The sequence below is a fragment of the Pseudomonas sp. GWSMS-1 genome (genome assembly GCF_049847425.1).
Taxonomy (GTDB): domain Bacteria; phylum Pseudomonadota; class Gammaproteobacteria; order Pseudomonadales; family Pseudomonadaceae; genus Aquipseudomonas.
The window spans coordinates 1,005,173-1,028,339 of record NZ_JBMHHV010000005.1; the positions used below are offsets into that span (position 1 = coordinate 1,005,173).

21 protein-coding genes and 3 pseudogenes are annotated in these 23,167 nt (G+C 59.6%); 16 read left to right on the plus strand and 8 right to left on the minus strand.

Features of this window, described 5'->3' with window-relative positions; genetic code table 11:
• Positions 1-177 precede the first annotated feature (177 nt).
• The 4 genes from ACEPAJ_RS08165 to ACEPAJ_RS08180 all read right to left on the minus strand — a co-directional run bounded on the left by ACEPAJ_RS08165 (position 178) and on the right by ACEPAJ_RS08180 (position 4,025).
• Entirely contained in the window at positions 178-2,691 is a 2,514-nt protein-coding gene (locus ACEPAJ_RS08165; RefSeq protein WP_425917972.1) for a penicillin acylase family protein, read from the minus strand.
• A gap of 155 nt (positions 2,692-2,846) precedes the next feature.
• Positions 2,847-3,311: a DUF2489 domain-containing protein gene (locus ACEPAJ_RS08170; RefSeq protein ID WP_425914453.1), complete on the minus strand. Its 465-nt coding sequence runs from the start codon at positions 3,309-3,311 to the stop codon at positions 2,847-2,849.
• A 7-nt stretch (positions 3,312-3,318) separates the two neighbouring features.
• A complete protein-coding gene (locus ACEPAJ_RS08175) occupies positions 3,319-3,522 on the minus strand; it encodes an SEC-C metal-binding domain-containing protein (protein WP_425914454.1) in 204 nt (67 codons plus the stop codon).
• Between the two features lie 5 nt (positions 3,523-3,527).
• On the minus strand, positions 3,528-4,025 hold the full coding sequence (locus ACEPAJ_RS08180) for an LEA type 2 family protein (RefSeq protein ID WP_425917974.1): 498 nt from the start codon (positions 4,023-4,025) through the stop codon (positions 3,528-3,530).
• A gap of 112 nt (positions 4,026-4,137) precedes the next feature.
• Here ACEPAJ_RS08180 and ACEPAJ_RS08185 point away from each other — a divergent pair, with 112 nt between their 5' ends.
• Complete coding sequence (locus tag ACEPAJ_RS08185) at positions 4,138-4,713, plus strand: hypothetical protein (RefSeq protein ID WP_425914455.1); 576 nt, start codon at positions 4,138-4,140, stop codon at positions 4,711-4,713.
• A 47-nt stretch (positions 4,714-4,760) separates the two neighbouring features.
• On the opposite strand, the gene ACEPAJ_RS08190 is transcribed toward ACEPAJ_RS08185, so the two are convergent.
• Positions 4,761-5,231: a YchJ family protein gene (locus ACEPAJ_RS08190; RefSeq protein WP_425914456.1), complete on the minus strand. Its 471-nt coding sequence runs from the start codon at positions 5,229-5,231 to the stop codon at positions 4,761-4,763.
• Between the two features lie 4 nt (positions 5,232-5,235).
• The gene (locus ACEPAJ_RS08195; protein WP_425914457.1) at positions 5,236-5,733 is read right to left on the minus strand and encodes a DUF6231 family protein; all 498 of its coding nucleotides are present in this window, start codon (positions 5,731-5,733) and stop codon (positions 5,236-5,238) included.
• A gap of 427 nt (positions 5,734-6,160) precedes the next feature.
• Between ACEPAJ_RS08195 and ACEPAJ_RS08200 the strand changes: the two are divergent.
• The 4 genes and pseudogenes from ACEPAJ_RS08200 to ACEPAJ_RS08215 form a co-directional block, all read left to right on the plus strand.
• Positions 6,161-6,516 (plus strand): annotated as a pseudogene (locus tag ACEPAJ_RS08200) (OmpA family protein); the annotation flags it as partial.
• Positions 6,517-6,641: 125 nt separating this feature from the next.
• Positions 6,642-7,373, plus strand: a complete 732-nt coding sequence (locus ACEPAJ_RS08205) for an OmpA family protein (protein ID WP_425914458.1) — start codon at positions 6,642-6,644, stop codon at positions 7,371-7,373.
• Between the two features lie 63 nt (positions 7,374-7,436).
• Positions 7,437-7,874 carry a DUF1145 domain-containing protein gene (locus ACEPAJ_RS08210; RefSeq protein ID WP_425914459.1) on the plus strand — a complete coding sequence of 146 codons (438 nt, stop codon included), beginning with the start codon at positions 7,437-7,439 and terminating at the stop codon, positions 7,872-7,874.
• Positions 7,867-8,628 carry a collagen-like protein gene (locus ACEPAJ_RS08215; RefSeq protein ID WP_425914460.1) on the plus strand — a complete coding sequence of 254 codons (762 nt, stop codon included), beginning with the start codon at positions 7,867-7,869 and terminating at the stop codon, positions 8,626-8,628. Before ACEPAJ_RS08210 ends, ACEPAJ_RS08215 begins: the two co-directional genes overlap by 8 nt.
• A gap of 42 nt (positions 8,629-8,670) precedes the next feature.
• On the opposite strand, the gene ACEPAJ_RS08220 is transcribed toward ACEPAJ_RS08215, so the two are convergent.
• Positions 8,671-9,135 carry a CopD family protein gene (locus ACEPAJ_RS08220; protein WP_322947619.1) on the minus strand — a complete coding sequence of 155 codons (465 nt, stop codon included), beginning with the start codon at positions 9,133-9,135 and terminating at the stop codon, positions 8,671-8,673.
• A gap of 178 nt (positions 9,136-9,313) precedes the next feature.
• On the opposite strand from ACEPAJ_RS08220, the gene dinG reads away from it, so the two are divergent.
• From dinG to pdxH, 5 genes and pseudogenes are all read left to right on the plus strand, one after another.
• Complete coding sequence (gene dinG / locus ACEPAJ_RS08225) at positions 9,314-11,458, plus strand: ATP-dependent DNA helicase DinG (RefSeq protein WP_425914461.1); 2,145 nt, start codon at positions 9,314-9,316, stop codon at positions 11,456-11,458.
• 212 nt (positions 11,459-11,670) lie between these two features.
• A pseudogene (locus tag ACEPAJ_RS08230) lies at positions 11,671-13,805 on the plus strand (beta-agarase).
• Between the two features lie 115 nt (positions 13,806-13,920).
• Positions 13,921-15,066 carry a serine hydrolase domain-containing protein gene (locus tag ACEPAJ_RS08235; protein ID WP_425914462.1) on the plus strand — a complete coding sequence of 382 codons (1,146 nt, stop codon included), beginning with the start codon at positions 13,921-13,923 and terminating at the stop codon, positions 15,064-15,066.
• 92 nt (positions 15,067-15,158) lie between these two features.
• A complete protein-coding gene (locus tag ACEPAJ_RS08240; RefSeq protein WP_274087981.1) occupies positions 15,159-15,839 on the plus strand; it encodes an OmpA family protein in 681 nt (226 codons plus the stop codon).
• 89 nt (positions 15,840-15,928) lie between these two features.
• Entirely contained in the window at positions 15,929-16,576 is a 648-nt protein-coding gene (gene pdxH, locus ACEPAJ_RS08245) for a pyridoxamine 5'-phosphate oxidase (RefSeq protein ID WP_274087982.1), read from the plus strand.
• A gap of 7 nt (positions 16,577-16,583) precedes the next feature.
• Here pdxH and ACEPAJ_RS08250 read toward each other — a convergent pair whose 3' ends face one another.
• Positions 16,584-16,820 carry a hypothetical protein gene (locus ACEPAJ_RS08250; protein WP_425914463.1) on the minus strand — a complete coding sequence of 79 codons (237 nt, stop codon included), beginning with the start codon at positions 16,818-16,820 and terminating at the stop codon, positions 16,584-16,586.
• Positions 16,821-16,993: 173 nt separating this feature from the next.
• Between ACEPAJ_RS08250 and ACEPAJ_RS08255 the strand changes: the two genes are divergently transcribed.
• The 6 genes and pseudogenes from ACEPAJ_RS08255 to ACEPAJ_RS08280 all read left to right on the plus strand — a co-directional run bounded on the left by ACEPAJ_RS08255 (position 16,994) and on the right by ACEPAJ_RS08280 (position 23,159).
• On the plus strand, positions 16,994-17,455 hold the full coding sequence (locus tag ACEPAJ_RS08255; RefSeq protein WP_425914464.1) for a glycine zipper 2TM domain-containing protein: 462 nt from the start codon (positions 16,994-16,996) through the stop codon (positions 17,453-17,455).
• Between the two features lie 325 nt (positions 17,456-17,780).
• Positions 17,781-20,572, plus strand: a pseudogene (locus ACEPAJ_RS08260) (monovalent cation/H+ antiporter subunit A).
• Between the two features lies 1 nt (position 20,573).
• Complete coding sequence (locus ACEPAJ_RS08265; RefSeq protein WP_425914465.1) at positions 20,574-20,903, plus strand: Na+/H+ antiporter subunit C; 330 nt, start codon at positions 20,574-20,576, stop codon at positions 20,901-20,903.
• A complete protein-coding gene (locus tag ACEPAJ_RS08270) occupies positions 20,900-22,405 on the plus strand; it encodes a monovalent cation/H+ antiporter subunit D (RefSeq protein WP_425914466.1) in 1,506 nt (501 codons plus the stop codon). The genes ACEPAJ_RS08265 and ACEPAJ_RS08270 overlap by 4 nt, the downstream gene beginning before the upstream one ends.
• Positions 22,402-22,905 (plus strand): Na+/H+ antiporter subunit E, encoded by a 504-nt coding sequence (locus ACEPAJ_RS08275; RefSeq protein ID WP_425914467.1) that lies wholly within the window; start codon positions 22,402-22,404, stop codon positions 22,903-22,905. Before ACEPAJ_RS08270 ends, ACEPAJ_RS08275 begins: the two co-directional genes overlap by 4 nt.
• Positions 22,890-23,159 carry a K+/H+ antiporter subunit F gene (locus ACEPAJ_RS08280; RefSeq protein WP_274087989.1) on the plus strand — a complete coding sequence of 90 codons (270 nt, stop codon included), beginning with the start codon at positions 22,890-22,892 and terminating at the stop codon, positions 23,157-23,159. The genes ACEPAJ_RS08275 and ACEPAJ_RS08280 overlap by 16 nt, the downstream gene beginning before the upstream one ends.
• Positions 23,160-23,167: the final 8 nt, after the last annotated feature.

Genomic DNA, 23,167 nt, shown 5'->3' on the forward strand with positions numbered 1-23,167 from the left:
AGCGGCAAAGTGCACGCTAGAGCTGCATGCAGACGGGTGACTGAATCGCAGGCAAAAGAAAGGGCGCTAAAAAGCGCCCTAAAACGATGATGATCTGTGGAGTAAGTCCACTTTGTCTGAGCGGTAACTGCTGAATTGGTTCAGTGGTTGCCGACGAACGGTCAGTCGCTGTTTCCTTCAGTTTGTCGGCATCAGTAGTAAGCGCTTACTGCCATACACCTTGTCGAGGTTTTGCGACTGGAACGGGAAGCTCATATAGCCGCCCTTGAGCCAGGCGTCGATGCCGTCGGCGTAGTGTTTGCTGGCCGGGTTGCCTGATTGGCCGGAACTGTTGAGGCCGATTAGCGGCTCTTCGCGGCCGAAGTCGACGACGATGCGCATGGCTGGGATCAACCAAGTGTCAAAGTTCTCGCCCCAGTTGTAGGCCGCCACATTCAGCGTGCTGTGATCGCCGCCGGCCGGGTAGGGGCCGCGGTCCAGGTAGCCCTTGATGGCGTTGATGCTGCTGCGCTGGCTGGCACTCATGTAGGGCGCCAGTTGGCTGGTCTCGGTGGTCCAGTTGTAAGTGTGCAAATTGCCCCACTGCCAGGTGCTACGGTCACGACCTAGTTTGTTTTCCAGCAGCGTCACTGCGCCGGCGAGGCTGCGCGCGAGGATGGTTGGTTTGTCTTCTTGCTGTGCGGTGCGGCGGTCATTCCAGAAGGGGCTGTCTTCACGGCCCAGCAAGTGGTCGGCCTGAGCGGAGTAGGAGTTGTTGGCGGTTTCGATCAGAGCCTTCCACGCTGGATTGCTTTCTGGGCCCAATTCGTCGAGGAAGGTTTCCCGGGCGCTCTGGTGGAGAAAGGCGCTGTACAGCGCAGCGTCTGCCGAGGTGGCCGTCATCTTGCCGTCAAACTTCATCAGTCGGCTGTGCGCTTCGCGGGCGTTGCCGCGTTCTGCTGCCGGTAAAGCATCGATGGCGGCTTGCAGGCTTTCTGCCATGCCCGGTGCGCTGAACATGTTCTGCAGCTTGGCGACAAAGGGCGAAGTCTGGTCGTACTGCATGGCGATCATGCTCTGGGTGTCATGCTTGCCCGTTGCTGCCAGTGCGGCGATACGCTCGGCGCGCTCGGGGTAAAACCAGGAGTTGGAAAGCTGCATGCCATACCCGCGCGGTACCGTGCGATGGTTGGCGGTGCCTAGCCAGCCGCTTGGTGGGTCCTGATCGTAGGGGTGCAGCATTGGGTCGGCAAACCCATCCCAGTCGAACTGGCTGTCCCAGCCGGGTGAGGGCATCAGCCCCAGGCCTGCGCGGCGATTGGGGAACCGCCCGGTGACCTGCCAGCCAATGTGCTGGGCATCGGCGAAGACGATATTTAGCGGCATGGCGCGGACTTCACGGGTGGCCTCAAAGGCCTGCTCGACTGACTGGGCGCGCGACAGGTCGAAAAACGCATCGAGGGTCTGGTCCGCTTCGAATTGCGTGGTTTTCAGCGCCAGGCCATAGCCGCTGCTCAGCTGCATGGGTTGTAGTGCGTGTTTACGCTCGCCGAGCACCGAATTCAGCAGTGGTCCGTGGCGGGTTTCGAAAATGGTTTCACGGATGGGGCGTTGCCCTTTGATGAAGAAGGTCTCTTGGCGTTCTTGGGTGGGTAACCATTTACCGTCTGCCAGGTAATGCAGGCGGCCATTCTGACGTCTGACTTGCTCTAGGAATAAATCCTGGTTGTCACCCATGACCATAGTCATACCCCAGCCCAGCTTGCCGTTGAAGCCTGCTACGACGGCGGGCACGCCGGCAATCGAGACGCCGGCGGCTTGGTATTTGGGCGAGCGAATTTGCACGAAATTCCATACGGACGGCATCGACAATGGCAAGTGTGTGTCGTTGGCCAGCAAGCTTTTGCCGCTGCGCGTGCGCTGAGGGGTAAACGCCCAGTTGTTGGACGCCGCGACACCGAGCATGTGTGCATCAGCAAATTGGCTGACGGCCGCGCTAACGTCGCCCAGCCCTGCCAGCTGTCCATTGAGGTCAAGCCCACGGAGTTTGCTGGCTTCTTCAACCGGTAAGGGCTCGTCGGGGTAGGTCGGCAGCAACCAGGCGAGTTGTTCACTGCCGACCTTCTGCGCGAGTACCAGGGCGGCGATTTCTTCCTGCAAATTGACCGATAGGCCAAAGTTCAACAGGCAGAACACCAATACGGAGTCTTCGGCCTTCCAGTACGCCGGGCGATAGCCGGATTCGGCCAGGTCCATTGGCAGCTTGTCACGGTAACGGAACAGGTAAGCGTTGACCCCGCGAGCATAGACCTCGAAGAAGCGTTTGATCCGCGGCGATGCACTGCTGTAGAGCACCTCAGCGCTCTTTTTCAAATTGACCGCGCGCATGAAACGGTCCATTTCCAACACACCGGGGCCGGCCATCTCGGCCAGGCGACCTTCGGCCATCAAGCGCAGGCCGACCATTTGGCTGAGGCGGTCGCTGGCATGCACATAGCCGAGGGCGAACAGCGCGTCATGGAAGGTGGTGGTTTCGATGAGTGGCATGCCCAGCGGGTTACGGCGAATCACCACGCTTTGCGCCAGGCCCTTGACCCGGACAATGCCTTGATCCGCGGGCACGCTGTCGCTGTAGCGACTGTTCAGGAGTGACTGGCAGCCACTCAGTGCGACCACTGCCGTGAGTACGGCGGCGAGGCTGAGGTGGGCCATGGGGCGTAACGCGCGCGCTAGCATGCAGCTGGCTCCTTGCGGATGGAAAACGATCGGGTGAGTGTGCGCCTTCCGGCAAGTGCGTGGGCGCGCAGCAGCGGACGTACTACGTTAGCCAGGGGCCACGCGCCTGACAAGGCGCGTGGCGGGTGAAATCAGGCGTGTTTGCGGCCTGCCGGCAAGGCTTCATCGAGTAGCCAGCGTGCGGCAGCGCGGGCAGCTGCCTTGTGCTGCAGCTCCAGTTCACTGAAGTGCTGCTCATGCTGGCGCCGAACGCTTTTCTCCAAGGCTTTCCACTCGGCGTGGGTAGGCACCTGGGCGGTTGCCACGAACAGCTGGTGAAAAACCTCACAGCGCGGATTCTGACTCAGGGTGCTGTCGTAGTTATCCAGCAGCACCTTGATTCGAATCGCACCCTCGATCAGCGGGAGCTGACCGTCGAGCAGGCTGCTGGCAAGAATCTGCAGATCACCACCAATGCGCTCACGCTGCGCATTAAGTGCCGCGGTTTGCGTTTTTTCCTTGGCCCAAACTCTACGCCACAGATACAGGGCGTAGAGTGCCAGCGCAGTAATCAGCGCTGCGCTGGTGATCAATGCGAGCAGAGTGAGGTTGTTCATCGCGGGGTTATGCGCCGTGGCATTTCTTGAATTTTTTCTGGCTGCCGCATGGGCAAGGGTCGTTGCGGCCAACGTCTTTCAGCGCGTTGCGCACAGGCTCCTGATGGCCATGATTGCAGTCTGGCCCATGGACGTGACCGTGATCGTGGCTATGGGAGTGATCATGGTCGTGGTTGCAGTCAGGGCCGTGAACGTGTTCTTGCTGAGTCATGCGAGTTACTCCTGGATGTAATTGCCGGGAATTATCTCGCCATTGCGCGACATGTGCACGCTCCGTCCGAATAACCAGCCAGTTTTGACCGCACCCTGCAATCGATAGGGGATGGGTCTGTCGGGTTTTTCCAAGGCCTTGACGATTTGCCGCAGGTGTCGCCAGAGGTTGGTGCGCACGGGCACGTTGAAACTGTAGTGGCCGTGAGCGGGGACGGTGAAGGATGCGTTCGACTCGCCCTCAGCCAGTTTCACCTGATTCAGGTGCACCACGTAGTCCAGCCCGCGCACCGGCAGGCTGAAGCTGTTGGGGTTGTCGATGCGAAAGCGCAGCGTGAAGTGCTGCTCCAGCAGTCTGGCTTTGACCACATCGACTTTGACCAAGCTGACCTCGGGGTCTTTAAAGTCCCCTGATGACCAAGAGGAACAACCGCCTAGGCCGGAAAGGAGGCCAAAAAAAAGCAATAGGCTGAGAATTCTTATCGTTTGCGCCTGAGAAAACATTGCATACTCCGAATGACGCATCAGTGTAACAAGCAAGTGCTTGGCTGCCACCTGTTGTGACGGTAAAAAAACCTGCGCCATACTGAGCAACGAATAGGACAGGAGTATGACCATGGCTCGCTACGAAATTGCCTTCAGTGCGCAATTGGTTTCGGGGGCTCAGCTCGCGTTGGTAAAAGCCAACGTGGCCAAGCTGTTTCAGGCCGATGAGCAGCGCCTCGAATTGCTGTTTTCCGGGCGCCGTATCGTGATTAAAAGCAACTTGGATGCAGCCGGCGCTGAAAAATATCGCTCGACTCTGGAGCGCGCAGGGGCAGTGGTCGACGTCGTTTGTATCGACGATGAGATTGAAGAGATTGTGCTCACCGCGCCGCCAGCTGAGGTATCGGCCTCAGCGGCCGCCACTCCGGTAGCTGCGCCAGCCCCCACCTTTGCCAGCTCACCTGCGGGGCGTTTGCAGGTGGCGCCGCGAGATGAATACATGGCCGCATTTGCCGAGGTGGATGCCCCCGATTTTGGCATCGCACCGCTTGGCGATGATGTGCAGGATGAAAAGCCGCAGGCAGCGGCTCCAGTGCTGGATTTGTCGCAGTTCAGCCTGGCGCCGCCTGGCAGTGATATGGGCGAAGCGAAAAAAGCCCCGCCCGGCCCCGCGCCTGATATTTCTCACCTGAAATTACAGGACTAGCCAGCGTCGCTCGATGCGCCTTGTGCGAGTGATTGGCTTGAGCGGTATCAAAAATAGCTTGCGCAGCACTTCTTGAACTTCAGCCCGCTCGCACAAGGGCACGGGTCATTGCGCCCGAGTTTGGTTTCGACCGTAGGGTCAATGAAATACCAGTTGCCGTTATGGCGCACGAACGCTGAGCGTTCGCGGTGGCTGTGCTCGCCACTTTCGTCGCGCCAGTGTGCGGTAAAGGTCACATAGGCGTGCTGAGGTTCGCCATCGATCAGCTGGGCCTGCTCCACTTCAAGCCCAAGCCAGGTACTGCCTTGGCTCCAGGCTTGTATGGCGTGTTGATCGAGGTTGGCTTGTTGGGCCGGCAGCGTGCTGCGCACCAGGTAATCGATCAGCCCCAGGGCGTAGGCGCTGTAGCGTGAGCGCATCAAGGCTTCGGCGCTAGGTGCTGGAGTGCCTGCGTGATAGCGGCCGCAGCAGCGTGTCAGTAATTGCCCGCTGCCGCACGGGCAGATTGTGCTGTTCACGGGCTTACCACCAGTACTTGCCAAAGTTTTCCGGGTTGGCCCAGAACTTGGCATTCAGCCAGTCAGGCACCTGCTTGTAGTCGAGTAGGTCGTATGTGAATAGATTGAGTATTTGCTCATCGCGCTGGAAGCATTCACTGGCCTGCAGAGCCAAGGCAAAAAAGTCGGTCTCATGCCAGTCACAGGCGTTGAGGTCGACTAGCACGGCCATTCGGCTAGCATTCAGGTTACGAATACCGCCCAGTAATTCCAGCCCTGCGCGTTTGGGCAGGTGCTCAAGGCAATCGACGACCAGTGCCAGATCGAAGCGTTGTGCGGCGGCTTCGGCGGACAGTACGCCTGGATCTGCGTGGACAATATGGCAGTCCGGGTGGGCTTGAATAAATGCATCAATCGCAGGTAATTCGCGGCTTCCGACCACAAGCAGACGTTCTGGCGTGTAGCGCGCCAGCAAGGCCGCAAGGGCGTGTTGGGGTGTGCGGGATGATAGTGTTGCAGGCATGATAATTCCTCACTCAGTGCACAAAGACTAACGTGCAGCTGCAGGGCGGCCTAGTGCGGATCGCGCTACTAATGTGTTTGTATATTCTCTGGCGTATTTTCTGACTGGCGTCTTTACTTTGTCAGTATCGGTTTTTACCGATTTACCAATAGGAGTCTTAAATATGAGCATCACCAGGAAAGTATTACCCCTTATTGTCGCGAGTACCTTATTAACCGGTTGTGCCGGCCTGCAGAAAACGGATTGGCCAACCTGTGCCGCGGTCGGCGGTGTGGGTGGTGCTGCTCTGGGCGCTATTGAAAGCTCGTCATGGGCCGGTGGCGGCGCCGTATTGGGTGCTGGCATGGCCGCTGCTTATTGCTGGGTGCATGGCGCCAGCGAAGAGCAGGTTGTAGTGGTTGAAGAGGTTGTTGTGGTTGAGGAGGTTATGGCCGAGCCTGTGCGTGTTGAGTTGGATGTGAAGTTCGACTTCGATAAGGCTCAGGTCAAACCAGAAAGTTATGGCGATATCAAAATCTAGCTGACTTCCTGACTCAATACCCGCAAACCACCACCGTGGTTGAAGGCCATACCGACTCCGTAGGCAGCGATGCTTACAACCAGACCCTGTCCGAGCGCCGCGCCAATGCAGTGCGAGATGTGCTGGTTAACCAGTACGGTGTAGGCGGTGAGCGTGTTAATGCGGTCGGCTATGGCGAAACACGTCCGGTTGCCGACAACGCCAGTGCTGAAGGTCGCGCCGTCAATCGCCGCGTAGAAGCTGAAGTAGAAGCACGTCCTTGATCGCCTGACTCCAGGCTTTCTGAAGAAAACAAGCCAGCCCCCTCGGGGCTGGCTTGTACAGCTCCCAGGGTAGGTCTTTACTCCTAAGTTACCGGCAATAGCCGGCAATACAGGAGATTCGTACCATGAGAGTTAGATCCATAATGGGGGTCGCCCCCGTTCTCTTGGTCAGCAGTGTTCTTTCAGGTTGTGTCACAACTTCCAGTACGGGAGATGCGTCGCTCAACCAAGGGAACTGGCCCCTGTGCAGTGTATTAGGCGGCCTTACCGGTGCTGGTCTGGGCGCAATTGAAAGTTCTACATGGGCAGCAGGTGGTGCCGTGGCCGGTGCGGTCATTGGCACGCTGATTTGCTACGCCCAAGATGGTGATGAAGACGGTGACGGTGTGTTTGATCGCCGTGATCGTTGCCCAGGAACCCCACCCAATACACCCGTGCATCCCAACGGCTGCCCTATCAAGGAATACGCCAGTACGCCGGTCGAACCAGAGCCCATTGAGGTTATGGAGGCGGTCCGGGTAGAGCTGGATGTGAAGTTCGATTTCAACAAATCAGACGTTAAAGAAAACAGTCAGGCGGATATCAAGAGTCTCGCTGACTTTATGAAACAGTACCCGCAAACCACCACAACCGTTGAAGGGCATACCGACGCGGTAGGCAGCGATGCGTATAACCAAGGCTTGTCCGAGCGCCGTGCCAATGCGGTGCGGGATGTGTTGGTTAATCAGCACGGTATCTCCAGTAGCCGGGTTTCATCGGTTGGCTATGGCGAGTCGCGACCGGTCGCTGATAATGACAGCGAGTCGGGGCGGGCAATCAATCGGCGCGTTGAAGCGGAGGTCGAAGCGCAACCGTAACGAATGTGATGTGCTGGCAGGCCGTTGCGAACCTAGCGTCAGTTCGCAGCGGCCTTTTAGTAAGTGGCACGTTTCAACCCCGTAAAAGTTGTGAGTCTGCTCCTGCTTTATGGTTTTTACGGGTCTTCTGGCCGCACACCCCCTAAAGCAGATAAGGTGCAGCGAAATAACAAATTGCTGGGGGCGGGTATGAAAATATTTCTGGTTTTGGGCAAGTGCCTAACGGCACTGTTTTGGGGTGTTGTACTGGCGAATCTGCTGCAACCTTTCGCACAGCCTTTTGCGCTGCTGTTAAATGGCGTAGGCGCTTTTATTGTGCTGATTCACGCACTTGAACTGTGGTTTTTTAACGCGCGCCTTAGCGCTTGCCCTAAGCCGGCTCAGCAGCGTGTGCAGGTCATGCTGTTCGGGATTTTTCAGCTGCTTGGGCTGCCCGCTGAGCAAGCCGCCGCTGACGCAGAGCCGCAAGAAGCACTGCAGTTGGAGGCCGAAAATGCGTAGATTGCTCGCCCTCGCCATATTTTTCAGTCCCCTTGCCCTCGCGCAGGCCGTGATTGAAGTCGACTCCCACGCGTTTATGCGTCTGCCAAGCAATACCAGCGTGTTGCTGCTGGATCGTTTGGACATTGCAGACCATGGCACGTTGTTGATCCCTGCTGGTTTGACCGAAATCCGCGTGGCGCAGATGCGTTTGGGGCGTGAAGCGCGCCTGGCGATTGCCCCGAGTGAGCACGCGTTGCGTCTTGACGTGGCGGCAGCTGAGATTGCCAATGGTGCGCAGATCAGTGCGCGTGGCGCCCAGGGCAGCGCCGAAAAACCCGCATTGCCGGGGCGTGACCTGAATGTGCGGTTACAGGTCGTGAGTCTGGAGAGCTTGATCTTGGACGCCCGTGGCGGTGCGGGTGCGCCTGGTTATGCCGGTCTTGCCGGTGCAGACGGCGAGCAGGGCGGCTGCACATGGGGTGAGGCCAGTCGCGGCCATGATGGTTTGGATGGCGGTGATGGCCAGCCGGGTGCTGCCGGCGCACACGTGCGTTTGGAAGTACCGCAGGGTTTCCCGGTTGAGCAACTGCAGGTTCGGGTGGATGGCGGCAGTGGTGGTCAGCCGGGCGTGCCAGGGGCGGGCGGTCAAGGCGGCCTGAGTAAAGGTTGCTGGCTGTACAGTACCGACGGCGCTCGCGATGGCAAGCCTGGGCAGGCGGGGCGCGCGGGTGAGTCAGGCCCAGCAGGTGCAGTGAATGTTGTGCGGTTCTAATCGTCTAACCGCTGCTTGAAGGCAGCGGTTGGTCGCGCTGCGTTAGAACGAGGGGCGCGCGCCGGCGATTGCGATGACCAGCAGTCCCAGTAGCAGATTGATGCCGACCAGGCGGCGAATGCGCCCCAGCACCGCGCCGCCAGTCGGCCAGTCTTCTGCCGTTACGGCGCGGCGCAACTCGGGCAGTTGCAGCGCCTGAATGCGCAGGAACAGTGCCAGCATGGCGATATACAGCCCCATCATCACGTGCACATAGCGTGGCGCGCTATCGAAGCCGCTAAAACGCAGGTGCAGCATGCCGACGCCGGTAATCGGCAAAACAATTACGGCAGCCCAGACCCAGTAGAAAAATCGTGGGAAGACTTCTAGCCAGAGTTTAAGGCGCGATGGGGCTTCCAGTGCGGCGACGGCTGCCGGGCGCAAGATCATCCACGCGAAGAACATGCCGCCCACCCAGACCAGGGCGGCGAGCAGGTGCAGGCTGTAGACGAAGGCATAAGGGGTCATGGAGTACTCCTGTTGGTTAAACGCTTATTTGTGCGCTGTTGCGTGTCGGGCCGGCCGTGTCAGCGGCGAAGCGCGTAAACAGGTTCTAAGCGGTTCAGCGCGGGATCAATTAGCGCGCTATGATAGCCGCCGATTTCAAACACTGAAAATTTATCCAGCCTTTTTGCACCAAGACCTCATGCTCAGTACCGAACTCAAGTCCCAGATCCAGGGCGCCTATTCCCGTTTTCTCGAAGCCAAGTCGCTCAAGCCGCGCTATGGCCAGCGCCTGATGATTGCCGAAATCGCCAAGGTGCTGGGGGCCATTGAAGTTGATGAAGAGGGTCGGCGTGTCGGTGAGCCCGCTGTTGTTGCGGTTGAGGCCGGCACAGGTACGGGTAAAACCGTGGCCTACAGCATGGCGGCGATTCCTACGGCCAAGGCGGCGGGAAAGCGCTTAGTGATTGCCACCGCCACCGTGGCGCTGCAAGAGCAGATCGTGCACAAAGATCTGCCGGACCTGATGCGCAACAGTGGTCTGAACTTCAGCTTCGCCCTGGCCAAGGGTCGCGGCCGTTATCTGTGCCTGTCCAAGCTGGATATGCTGCTGCAGGAAGGCCAGGCGCAAAGCGCCACCGCGCAGCTGTTCGAGGAAGAAGGCTTCAAAATCGACGTGGATGAACAGAGTCAAAAGCTGTTTACCGCAATGATCGAAAAACTTGCCGGTAACAAGTGGGACGGCGACCGCGACAGCTGGCCGGAAGAGTTGGAAGATGCCCGCTGGTCGCAACTGACCACCGATCACAGCCAGTGCACCAGCCGCCATTGCCCCAACTTCCAACAGTGTGCTTTTTACAAAGCGCGCGAGGGCATGGGCAAGGTCGATGTCATCGTCACCAACCATGACATGGTTTTAGCTGACCTGGCCCTGGGCGGCGGTGCGGTGTTGCCTGACCCGCGTGACACCCTCTATGTGTTTGACGAAGGGCATCACCTGCCAGACAAGGCGATTGGTCATTTCGCCCATTTCACCCGTCTGCGTTCGACTGCAGATTGGCTGGAGCAGACCGCCAAGAACCTCACCAAGTTGCTCGCTCAGCATCCGCTGCCGGGTGATTTGGGGCGTTTGATTGAGCAGGTGCCGGAGCTGGCGCGAGAAATCAAAACCCACCAGCAGTTTATGTTCGCCGCCTGCGAGCAAGTGGCTGACTTCAAGCCGGGTGAAGACATGCAGGGCCGCGAGCGGCCGCGCCATCGCTTTGTGGGTGGCCTGGTACCGCCGCACTTGATTGAGTTGGGCGTAGAGCTGAAAAAGGGTTTCTCCAAGCTGACCGAGCTGTTTACCGGGGTGGCCGAGAAACTCAAGGAAGCTATGGACGGCGAGTCCACTGTCGGCATTGCCAGCCATCAGGCCGAAGAGTGGTACCCGCTGTTCGGCAGCCTGCTGGCGCGTGCTCAGGGCAGTTGGGAGCTGTGGCTGGCCTTTACCGCCGAAGACCCGGAGGCGAGCCCGCCGATGGCGCGTTGGTTAACGCTGGCTGACAGCGGCGCGCTGTTCGATATTGAAGTCAACGCCAGCCCGATCCTGGCGGCCGAAACCCTGCGGCGTAACCTGTGGAATGTCGCCTATGGCGCACTGGTAACCTCAGCGACGCTGACTGCCTTGGGTACGTTTGATCGCTACCGCATGCGGGCCGGCTTGCCGAAAGGGGCGGTGATCGCTGTGGTGCCTAGCCCTTTCCATCATGCTGATGCCGGTGTGTTGCGGGTGCCTAATCTGAATGCCGATCCACGTGATGCGGTGGCGCATACGGCCGCGATTATTCGTGACTTGCCCGGCTTGGTTGAGGGCTCACGCGGCACGCTGGTGCTGTTTTCCTCGCGCAAGCAAATGCAGGACGTTTTCGAAGGGCTGGAGCGCGACTGGCGCAAACGGGTTTTTATTCAGGGCAATCTGTCCAAACAGGAAACCCTGAATAAGCACAAGGCGCGGGTCGATAGCGGTGAGGAAAGCGTACTGTTTGGCCTGGCGAGCTTCGCCGAGGGTGTCGATCTGCCGGGTGCCTATTGCGAGCATGTGGTGATTGCCAAAATCCCCTTTGCCGTGCCGGACGACCCAGTAGAAGCGGCTCTGGCCGAGTGGATTGAGGCGCGCGGCGGCAACCCCTTTATGGAAATCGCCGTACCGGATGCCTCGCTGCGCCTGGTGCAGGCCTGTGGCCGCCTGCTGCGCACCGAAGCGGACCGCGGAACTATTACCCTGCTGGATCGGCGCGTTGTCACTCAGCGTTACGGCAAGTCGATTCTCAATGCCTTGCCGCCGTTTCGTCGGGAAATTAGTTAGCGCCCATCGGTCGGTGCAAGGCAACTCGCCGCGCCAAATAGGTTCTAAGTGACGCGTGAACAAGGCCTTGGTCGTCACCGAGGCCTGGATTTTGCCCCAGGCAGTGTTGTCTGGGGCGGCCGAAACAATGGGGAGTGTGGTGGGTGAAGGGTAAACGCAGGCTGCAGACAGGTGTTTGGCTATCCGCGCTGCTGGCTTATTGCGGCGCCGCTATGGCGATCGAACCGCAGGAGTTGTTCAACTTCGTCCGGCCACTGGATGCTGTGAAGGTCGTGACACAGGATGCCGATTTACCCAACCGTATTGGCGAGCCAACCCCGCAAGGTGAGGTGCTGCGCCGGATAACCTTCCAGCCCGCCGAGCAGCCGAGCGTAAGGCTTACCCCGCAGAACGGTAGCTGGGATTGGTCGCAGCAAGCGCTGGTTAGCCTGCGTGTGCAAAACGCCATGGATTGGGCGCTGACCCTCGATGTGCTGATCGAGAGTGCGGATGGCCAGCGGTTGAGCACCCGTATCGCCTTGCCGGCCGGCCCTGCGCAAACCCTGTTGATTCCCCTGCAAGCGGTTTCTCCCCGTGATCAAGGCATGCGTGCCGGTGTGCCGATGCCCTGGATGCACAAAGGCCAGCGACTGCTGCTGGCGGACACGGTCAGTGGCGCCCTCGACCTGACCAAGGTCAGCGCACTCACCCTGTCCGTACCGCAACCCAAGGCGGCGCAAGATATTTTGATCAGTCAGTTTGGCGTCAGTAGCGAACAGCTCACGAGCGCCGCTTATGCCGAGATTGTCGACAGTTACGGGCAGTTCACGCGGGCCAACTGGCCAGGCAAGATCAAGCGCGATGCGCAGTTGCAGCAAGCGGTTGCCGAGGAGCAGACGCAGTTGCAGGGCTGGCTGGCTGAGCGCCCGGCGCAGGATAAATTCGGTGGCTGGACGGGCGGAAAACCGTTTGAGGCCAGTGGTTTCTTCCGTACCGAGAAGCGCGACGGGCGCTGGTTTCTCGTTTCGCCTGAGGGGCATCCGTTCTACTCACTGGGCGTCAACGCCGTGACGGCCGAGCAGAGCGCGACCTATGTCGAGGGGCGTGAGGCGATGTTTACCGATCTGCCGCAAGAGGCTAATGCTCTGACGGCTTATTTCGGCACGTCGGATAGCCGCAGTGACACCGGCGCCAACCAGGGTCGAGCATTTGCCAGCGGGCGTTGGTTCGATTTCTACAAAGCTAACCTGCAGCGCAGTTATGGCCAGGTCGACCCTGCAGCCTGGCGCGCGCTGAGCCAGGACCGCCTGCAGGCCTGGGGCTTCAACACTCTGGGTAACTGGAGTGAGCCGGCGTTCGGCGGCGACTCACGTATGCCGTTCAGCATTCCGCTGTCGATTCGTGGCGACTACGCCACCATCAGCACCGGCGTTGATTGGTGGGGCGCGATGCCGGACCCGTTCGACCCGCGCTTTGCCATGGCCACCGAGCGCGCTGTGGCGATTGCCTCGCGTGATCACCGCGACAATCCCTGGCTGCTCGGCTATTTCGCCGATAACGAATTGGCTTGGGCTGGCCCTGCGAGTGACCCCAATGGTCGTTATGCTCTGGCGTACGCCACGCTGCGTTTGACCACCGATGTGCCGGCCAAGCGCGCTTTCCTTAAACAGCTGCGCGATAAATACCGCAACCAGAATGGCCTGTCTCGCGCCTGGGGGATTGAGCTGCAGGCTTGGGAGCTAATGGAAGACCCAGGGTTTCAGGCACCGCTGCCAAGTGCCGAATTCCCCGCCATCGAAAAGGACATGCAGGCATTTTTGCGCCTGTTCGCCGAAACCTACTTTAAAACCATTGCCGACTCGCTCGACTGGCATGCGCCAAATCACCTGCTGTTAGGTGGGCGTTTTGCCAGCAGCATCCCCGAAGCGGTAGGCGCCTGTGCGCGTTTCTGTGATGTGCTGAGCTTCAACTTCTATACCCGTGAGCCGCAGCAAGGCTATGACTTCGCCGCGCTGCGCCAGCTGGACAAGCCACTGATGATCACCGAGTTCCACTTCGGCTCGCGCGATCGTGGGCCGTTCTGGGGGGCGTTGCCGAGGTGTACAACGAAGCGGAGCGCGGCCCGGCTTATGCGCACTTCCTGAGCAAAGCCCTGGAGGAGCCACAGGTTGTCGGCGTGCATTGGTTCCAGTACCTCGATCAGCCGGTTACCGGGCGCCTGTTAGATGGCGAGAACGGCCATTTAGGGTTGGTGGCGATCACTGATCGGCCTTGGGCTGGTTTCGTCAAAGCCGTACGCAAGGCCAATTTGGCTGTCGCAAAAAGCGTGCTCCAGCCTGTGCCTGAGCCTGTGACGAAAACCCCTTGAAGGGCTATTCGCAAAACGGATAGTGCCGATGCCCGGCTTGAGCAGGGTTCACCGTAAACGGCAGAGCTGAAACAATCGCCGACCATTTGGCGCGCAGTGATAGAGGAGTAGGGTGGTGCAGATACAGGGCTTTTTCGACCTTAAGTTCGAGGCATTGAGAGATGCTTTCGCGGCGTTGTTCGATGACCCGCAGGAGCGTGGCATGGCGCTCTGTGTGCAGGTCGGCGGTGAAACTGTGGTGGACCTGTGGGCCGGGGTTGCCGACAAGGATGGCCAGCAGACCTGGCACAGCGACACCATTCTTAACCTGTTCTCCTGTACCAAGACTTTTACTGCCGTGACGGCCTTGCAGTTGGTCGCTGAGGGCAAGCTTGAGCTGGATGCGCCAGTCGCGCGTTATTGGCCTGAGTTTGCCGCAGCCGGCAAAGATAAAATCACCCTGCGCCATTTGCTCAGCCATCAGGCTGGGTTGCCGGCCTTGCGCCAGATGCTGCCCGCCGAAGCGCTGTATGACTGGCAGGCGATGACCACGGCGCTGGCCGCCGAGCAACCCTGGTGGGCACTGGGTGAGGGCCATGGTTATGCGCCGATCACCTATGGCTGGCTGGTCGGTGAGGTGTTGCGCCGGGTCGAGGGGCGCGGGCCGGGCGAATCCATCGTCGCGCGCACGGCTACGCCTTTGGGGCTGGACTTCCACGTCGGCCTGGCGGACGAGGAGTTCGACCGGGTGGCGATCATCTCCCGCGGCAAGGGCAACTTCGGCGACGCGGCAGCCCAGCGCCTGCTCAAAACCATGATGAGCGAGCCTGCGGCCATGAGTACGCGGGCCTTCACCAACCCGCCGTCGATCATGACCAGTACCAACAAGCCAGAATGGCGGCGCATGCAGCAGCCTGCAGCCAACGGCCACGGCAATGCCCGCAGCCTGGCTGGTTTCTACAGTGGCCTGTTGGATGGGCGCTTGCTGGAAAGCGAACTGCTGGATGAGTTGACCCGCGAGCACGCGGTGGGCGAGGACAAGACCCTGCTGACGCGGACCCGCTTTGGACTGGGCTGCATGCTCGACCAGCCTGAAGTTGCCAACGCCACCTACGGCATGGGGCCGCGCGCCTTTGGTCACCCAGGAGCCGGCGGTTCGATTGGCTTTGCTGACCCGGAAAGGGATGTAGCGTTCGGCTTTGTTACCAACAATCTAGGACCGTTCGTCTTGATGGACCCCCGTGCGCAGAAACTTGCGCGTTTGTTGGCTGATTGTTTGTAGCCAGCTCAGCTAAACTGCTGCGCAATCAGCAGGGGTCAGCTCCTTGAGCAGGTCCCGGCGCGCTTCTTTTGTTTATCACGTGTGGATGCCCGATGCTCACCAATAAAACTCTCGCCGTCGCCCTTTGTGTGCTGATCAGCGGTTGCAGTATGTTTGATAAATCTGCAACGTCCGCGCCGAAAGTGGTTGCCATGCCGCCACCGGCAGTGACTCAGGCGTGGTTGGATGTGTATGAGCCGAAGGTGCGTGAAGCGATCAAAGGCACTCACTTTGAGTTCGAACGCCGTGAAAATCTGCTGGTGGTCACCGCTCCGGTGCAGGGCTCATTCAACCCGGATCGCCCGCACATGATGCTACCGAGCACCCTGGGGCCGCTAAGCCGCATGGCCAAATTGCTTGAGCGTGATGAAACCATCGGCGTGTTGATTCTTGGCCACGCCGACAGCAGCGGTGAAGCGAATGCCAACCGTGACTTGAGCCAGCAACGCGCCCGCGCATTTACCTCGATTTTCCGCCTCAGTGGCCTTAAGCAAAGCCGCTTGATGGTCAAAGGCCTGGGCTCGGATATGCCGCGTGCGGCCAACGATAGCCAACAAGGCCGTGCACTGAACCGTCGGGTGGAAATTATGCTGACCTCGAAAGCCACCCTCAATGCGCTGATTGCCAAATACAGCCAGCCTTTGCCTGCCACGGCAGTAGTTGCAACCAAGTCCATTAAAGACAAGAACGCCAAAGTGGTTGCCAAGGCCGATAAACCCGCGCGCAGCCAATAAAACCCTGCTGCAGCGGCTTGTTGCTGCAGATCAAGCCAGATTGAGCGCTCGCGGGTAAGCTAAGCCTATTTGCCCAAGGGGATTTGCCGATGACTCAAACGCTGGCTGACATGCGCCGTGATTACACCCGTGACGGTTTAAGTGAAGCGCAAGCACCGCTTGAGCCGTTTGCACTGTTCGAGCAATGGTTTGCCGACGCGGTAAAGACCGAACAGCTGCCGGTTGAACCCAATGCGATGACCCTGGCGACTGTTGACGCACAAGGCCGGCCGCACTGCCGTGTGCTGCTGCTCAAGGGGTTGGATGCGCGCGGTTTCACCTTCTTCAGCAACTACGACAGCGCCAAAGGCCAACACCTGCAGGCCAATCCATTTGCCGCCATGACCTTTTTCTGGCCCAGCCTGGAGCGGCAGGTGCGTATCGAAGGACGCGTCGAGCGGGTTACGCCTGAGGAGTGCGATGCCTATTTTCAGGTGCGTCCATTGGGCAGCCGTCTGGGCGCCTGGGCCTCACCACAGAGCCAGGTAATTGCCGACCGCGCCGAACTGGAAAGCTTGCTGGCGCAAACGGAACAGCGCTTTCTCGACCGGGCGCCGCATTGCCCGCCGCATTGGGGCGGCTACCGCCTGCTGCCGGAGCGCGTCGAGTTCTGGCAGGGCCGCTCCAGCCGTCTGCATGATCGGCTTAACTTCCGCCAGCAAGACGGCGCCTGGTTGCGTGAGCGCCTAGCACCCTGAGGGCGCTTTAGTCGCCGGAGTATTGTGCGGCGGCGTGCTCCAGCCAGGCTGGCAGATCATTGCGTTTGATGCCGGCGGCCTGCGCCTCAGCCAGGCGCGAGAGCATATAGTCGCGTTTGGCGGCTGAGTCACCGGCCAATGACAGCGCCAGGTCGCGATCGATCCAGCGCTTGATCCGCACATACAGCCACCAGTGAAAGTACAGGCCTGCCACGGTGGTAATGGCGACGATAAAATAATCCATAAATCCCCCAAACAAGGTCTTAGCTTAGGCTAATTGGTTGTGGGCTCGCAGGTGGCGCAATGTCGCGTTATGGTCCGGCGATGCAGCGCTGATAATGTTTTCCGCATATTGGCGGGTGACAGTTGAACCGCGCAGGCGTTTTAATGAATGCCTGCCTAATTGGAGAAATGATCATGCGTAACCCCTTTCTGTTGGCTGCCTCCTTTGCCGCGCTAGCCCTACTGGGTGGCTGCGCCTCCAGCCTCACTGGCGATACCTACACACGTGAAGAAGCGCGTACTGTGCAGACTGTGCGCATGGGCACCATTGAAGCGCTGCGGCCGGTGAAAATCGAAGGCACGAAAACCCCAATCGGCGCCGGTGCCGGTGCGGTCATTGGCGGTGTTGCAGGCAGTAGCGTTGGCGGTGGCCGTGGCAGTGTGGTGGCTGCAGTGATCGGCGCAGTGGCCGGTGGCTTGCTGGGCGCCGTGACCGAAGAAGGTCTGACACGCACCCAGGGCGTTGAAATTACCGTGCGCGAAGATGACGGCAGCATGCGCGCCTACGTGCAGGCGGTCGAAGAGAATCAAGTATTTCGGGTCGGTGAGCGCGTACGCATCTTGACGGTCAATGGCACCAGCCGCGTTACCCAGTGAATGTTGCAGAGGCCGGATCAGTGTTGGCTGATCCGGCTTTTTATTGCCTTTTTTCTAGATAGGCCAGACGTTTAGCGGTGTTTGACGGATTTCCCAGGTAAGTTCCTGGCGAGCGAGCGTTTTGTAATGATTCTATCCATGACGTCTGGCCGATAGTTATGGATAATCGCGCACGTTTTTCTGTTGATCGGTATTCGCCGCCGCTGGCGCCTCAGATGCGTGTGGGGTGTGGCACAGGCTAAACCCTGTGGTTTACCGTCAGTCAGTCAGTTAGGGAGTCGGCCGGGTACATGTACGTGCCGGGTTCGTATAAAGAGGTTTATCTATGACGCTTGCGCTGATCATCGCCTTGCCATTTCTCGGCTTGTTTCTGCCTCTGCTGACCGAGCGGCTGGGACGTTCAGCGTGCGCCGCAGCCACCGCATTGGCACCGTTAGCCGCCTTGGTGTTGCTGCTCTCGCAGCAGTCCGCGGTGTTCTCCGGCGAGCTGCTCAAGGTCAAGCTGGAGTGGTTGCCTGCACTGGGCCTGAATCTCAGCCTGCGCCTCGATGGCCTTGGTTTTCTATTTGCCCTGTTGATTCTCGGCATCGGCCTGCTGGTGATCCTCTACGCGCGCTACTACCTGTCCAAGAAGGAGCCGATGGGGCGTTTCTTCGCCTTCCTCCTGTTGTTTATGGGCGCCATGCTGGGCGTAGTGCTCTCGGAAAACCTGCTGCTGATGCTGATGTTCTGGGAACTGACCAGCCTGTCGTCGTTCCTGCTGATTGGCTTTTGGGGCGCGCGCTCGGACGCGCGTAAAGGCGCACGCATGGCCTTGGCGGTGACCGGTGGCGGCGGTTTGGCATTGTTTGCCGGGATTCTGCTGATTGGCCATATCGCCGGCAGTTTTGAATTGTCCCAGGTACTGGCTGCCGGTTACGCAATCCGTGCCCACGAACTGTATCCGTTGGCTCTGATTCTGGTGCTGCTGGGGTGTTTACCAAATCGGCGCAGTTTCCGTTCCATTTCTGGTTACCGCACGCAATGGCCGCACCGACGCCGGTGTCTGCCTATTTGCACTCGGCGACCATGGTCAAGGCCGGGGTGTTTCTGCTGGCGCGCCTCTACCCGGCGCTGGCAGGCTCGGAGTGGTGGTTCTACCTGGTTAGCATCACCGGCCTGGTGACCTTGCTGGTCGGTGCGGGAATGGCGCTGTTTCAACATGACCTCAAGGGGCTGTTGGCTTATTCGACCATCAGTCACCTGGGCCTGATCACCTTGCTGTTCGGCCTGGATACCCGGCTGGCGGCGGTGGCGGCGGTGTTCCACATCATTAACCACGCGACCTTCAAAGCCTCGCTGTTTATGGCGGCGGGGATCATCGATCACGAAACGGGTAGCCGCGATATGCGGCGTATCAACGGCATGTGGAAGTACATGCCGCACACGGCTGTGCTAGCCATGGTCGCGGCGTCGGCGATGGCTGGCGTGCCGTTGCTCAATGGCTTCTTGAGCAAAGAAATGTTCTTCAGTGAAACGCTCAATCAGCACCTGCTGGGCAGCTTCAATTGGGTGATTCCGGCAGCCGCCACCCTGGCCGGGGTGTTCTCGGTGGCCTATTCGCTGCGTTTTATTCACGACGTATTCTTCAACGGCGAGCCGATCAACCTGCCGCATTACCCGCCGCATGAGCCGCCGCGCTATATGAAGGTGCCGGTGGAAATTCTGGTGTTCCTCTGCTTGCTGGTGGGCATCGTTCCGGCGTACACCGTCGCGCCACTGCTCGCAGCGGCTGCCTCGGCAACCCTGGCGGGCGATGTACCGACTTACAGCCTGTCGATTTGGCATGGGTTTAACCTGCCGTTGCTGATGAGCTTTATCGCCTTGTTCGGCGGGATTCTGGTCTACGTATTCCGCCAGCCGCTATTTCGCTGGTATGCCGGGTTGCCGAGCGTGGATGCCAAGTTGATCTTTGAGCGCGGCGTCGTGCTGATGATCAAGGCCTGTACTGCAATAACGCAGTGGCTGGAGAACGCCTCGCTGCAGCGTTACCTGGCGCTGTTACTGGCGGCGGCGTTGATTGTGGTGACCCAGGGCCTGAGTTCGCTACCGCAGATCAGTGGGCCGCTGGCCATGACGGAGATTGATGGCATCACTGCGCTGGGCCTGGGCATCATGGCCTTGGCCGCGTTGGTGACGGTGATCTTCCACCGCCAGCGACTGGTCTCGCTGTTGATGCTCAGTGTGGTCGGGTTGATGGTGGCGCTGGCCTTCGCCCGCTATTCAGCGCCGGATCTGGCGCTGACCCAGCTGTCAGTTGAAGTGGTCACGATCGTTCTGTTGATGCTCGCGCTGTTCTTTTTGCCGGCGCATACCCGTGTGGAGTCCAGCAGCTTGCGTGGCCTGCGCGACTTTACCCTGGCCGTCAGTATGGGCGTGATGGTGGCGATACTGGTGTTTGCCGTGCTCACGCGACCGTATGACAGCATTTCCGCGTTCTTCCTGGAGAACAGCGTGCCTGGCGGTGGCGGCACCAACGTGGTCAACGTGATTCTGGTCGACTTCCGTGGCTTCGACACCATGGGCGAGGTGACTGTATTGGCGATTGCCGCGGTGGGCATTTTCGCCTTGCTTGACGGGTTGCGCCTGTTCCAGCCGCAATTAGATGCGCAGGGGCGCAATTGGGCGCGTGATCGTCATCCCTTGGTGCTTGCCACCCTGTCGCGGGTATTGCTGCCGATGGCATTGCTGGTTTCAGTGTTTATCTTCCTGCGCGGCCACAACCTACCGGGTGGTGGCTTTATCGCCGGTTTGGTTACGGCGGTGGCGTTGATTCTGCAATACGTCGCCAGTGGCGTGCAGTGGACGCAATCGCGCATGCCGCTGAACTACCAAGGCATGGCGGGTCTTGGCGTGTTGATCGCCGGCCTCACCGGGTTGGGCAGCTGGCTGTTTGACCGGCCATTCCTGACCTCCGCCTTCGGCCATTTCCAGATCCCGCTGATCGGTGAAATAGAGCTGGCCACGGCCATGCTGTTTGACCTGGGCGTGTACCTGACGGTTGTCGGCGCGACCCTGCTGATTCTCGCCAACCTGGGCAAGTTGACCCAGGAAAAAGCTGCACAAGAGGTGCTTTGAAATGGAAGCCATATTTGCCGCGACCCTGGGCATCCTGACGGCCAGTGGTGTGTACCTGCTGCTGCGCGCGCGGACCTTTCCCGTGGTGCTGGGGCTGACGCTGATTTCCTATGCGGTCAACCTGTTCCTGTTTGCCATGGGCCGTCTACAAACTGGCGTGGTCACAGTGATCGGGGCGGGCGCTGAATACGCTGATCCGCTGCCGCAAGCGCTGGTGCTGACCGCGATTGTGATCGGCTTTGCCATGACCGCATTCGTGGTGGTGTTGGCCCTGCGCAGTGTGGGCGAAACCCGCACCGACCATGTTGACGGCCAGGAGCCTGCGCAATGAACCACGGCTTGATCCTGCCCATCCTGTTGCCGATGTTTGCCGGCAGCCTATTGCTGCTTGGCGCGGGCCTTAGCCAGCGGGTTAAGCGTTGCGTGTCGCTGCTGGCCACCTTGTCGCTGTTGCCGTTGAGTGCTTACCTGCTCTGGCTGGCCGATCAAGGTGTGCTGCAGGTGTATGCCGCCGGTAACTGGGCGGCCCCGTTTGGCATCATCCTGCTGCTCGATCGCCTGAGCGCCTTGCTGTTGGTGGTGACCGCAGTACTCGGCAGCTTCGCCTTGCTGTATGCGGTACGCGGTGATGATGAGCGCGGGCAGAGCTTCCATGCGTTGTTCCAGTTCCAGCTGATGGGCATCAACGGCGCCTTTCTGACGGGCGATCTGTTCAACCTGTTCGTGTTCTTTGAAATCCTCCTGATCGCCTCCTACTCGCTGCTGCTGCATGGTGGTGGCGTCGAGCGTGTGCGTGCGGGCTTGCATTACGTGGTGCTCAACCTGGTGGGGTCGGCGTTCTTCCTGCTCGCTGTGGGTGTGCTGTATGGCATCACAGGTACCCTGAACATGGCCGATATGGCCATCCATGTAGCGGCGGCCGGGCCAGATGATGCGGGGCTGCTCGGCGCGGCTGGTTTGCTGTTGTTGGTGGTGTTCGGTCTTAAGGCCGCGTTTTTACCCTTGTATTTCTGGTTGCCCAAAGCCTATGCCTCGGCCACTGCACCGGTCGCTGCGCTGTTTGCGGTGATGACCAAGGTGGGGCTGTACTCGATTATCCGTGTGTACACGCTGATCTTTGGTGACGAGGCGGGCAGCCTGGCCAATATGGCCAACGACTGGCTTTGGCCACTGGCTTTGCTGACCCTGGCATTGGGCGTGATCGGCGCGTTGGCGGCGGTCAGCCTGCAAGGCTTGCTGGCGTATTTGGTGGTGGTATCAGTCGGCACCTTGCTCGCCGGTATTGCCATCGGTACTGAGCAAGCCTTGGCTGGCGCGCTGTTTTACTTGGTGCACAGCACTTGGGTAGCCGGCGGTTTGTTCCTCCTGGCGGACCTGATTACCCGCCAGCGCGGCGAAAAACAGGGGCTGCTGGTGCAGGGGCCGGCGCTGCAGAATCCTCACATACTTGGCGGCTTGTTCTTTTTTGGCGCGATTGCGGTGGCTGGCTTACCGCCGCTCTCCGGATTTATCGGCAAACTGTTGCTGCTGCGCTCGCTGGAGCCTGGCATGCAGGCGTTGTTGCTCTGGCCGATTGTGCTGGGCGGCGGCCTGCTGACCTTAATAGCCCTGAGCCGTGCCGGCAGCATGCTGTTCTGGCGGGTAGGCTTAAGCCAGCTGGACAGCGCCGAGCTGGACTATGGCCGGCTGCTGGCCTGCATGGGCTTGCTGTTGCTCAGCTTCCTGCTGGTTGTGGGTGCGGCACCCTTGCTGAGCTATGTCGAAGCCACGGCCAGCCAGCTGCATGACCTGGGGCTGTACCGACAGATCATCGAATCGGGAGCTGCACGATGAAAGCACGTCGCTGGTTACCCCATCCGCTGCTGAGCGTCTGCCTGCTGATGGTCTGGCTGTTGCTGATGAATGACCTGAGCCTGGGCCACTGGTTGCTCGGTATGTTGCTCGGCTGGGCCATTCCAATGCTGACCCAGGTGTTCTGGATCAACCCGCCACGGGTCTATAAACCGGTCAAGCTGTGCTGGTTTTTACTGCGCATCCTCGGCGATATCGTCATGGCCAACCTGCAGGTGGCCAAGCTGATCCTCGGCTCGCCCGCCAAGCTGCGCCCCGCGTTCGTGGAAATCCCCATGCTGTTGGAAGACGAGCTGGCCCTGACCATGCTCACCAGCATTATCTCCCTGACTCCAGGCACGGTTTCCGCCGATCTCAGTGATGACCGCAAGACCTTGCTGGTGCACGGTTTGGATGTGCCTGACGCCGAAGCCCTGGTGGCGGAAATCAAGCAGCGTTACGAAGTTCCCTTGCTGGAGGTGTTCACATGCTCGCCTACGTGATTCCGCTGTGCCTAGTGCTGATCGGCCTGGCGCTGGTGCTGACTATGGCGCGGTTGATCATCGGCCCGGACTTGCCTGATCGCATCCTGGCGCTGGACACCTTGTATATCAACGCGATTGCCATGCTCGTGCTGTTTGGCGTGTGGCTGGGATCCGATTTGTATTTCGAAGCAGCGCTGCTGATTGCGGTAATGGGTTTTATTGGCACGGTGGCCGTGGCCAAGTATTTACTACGCGGCGACATCATCGAATGAGGAGCATC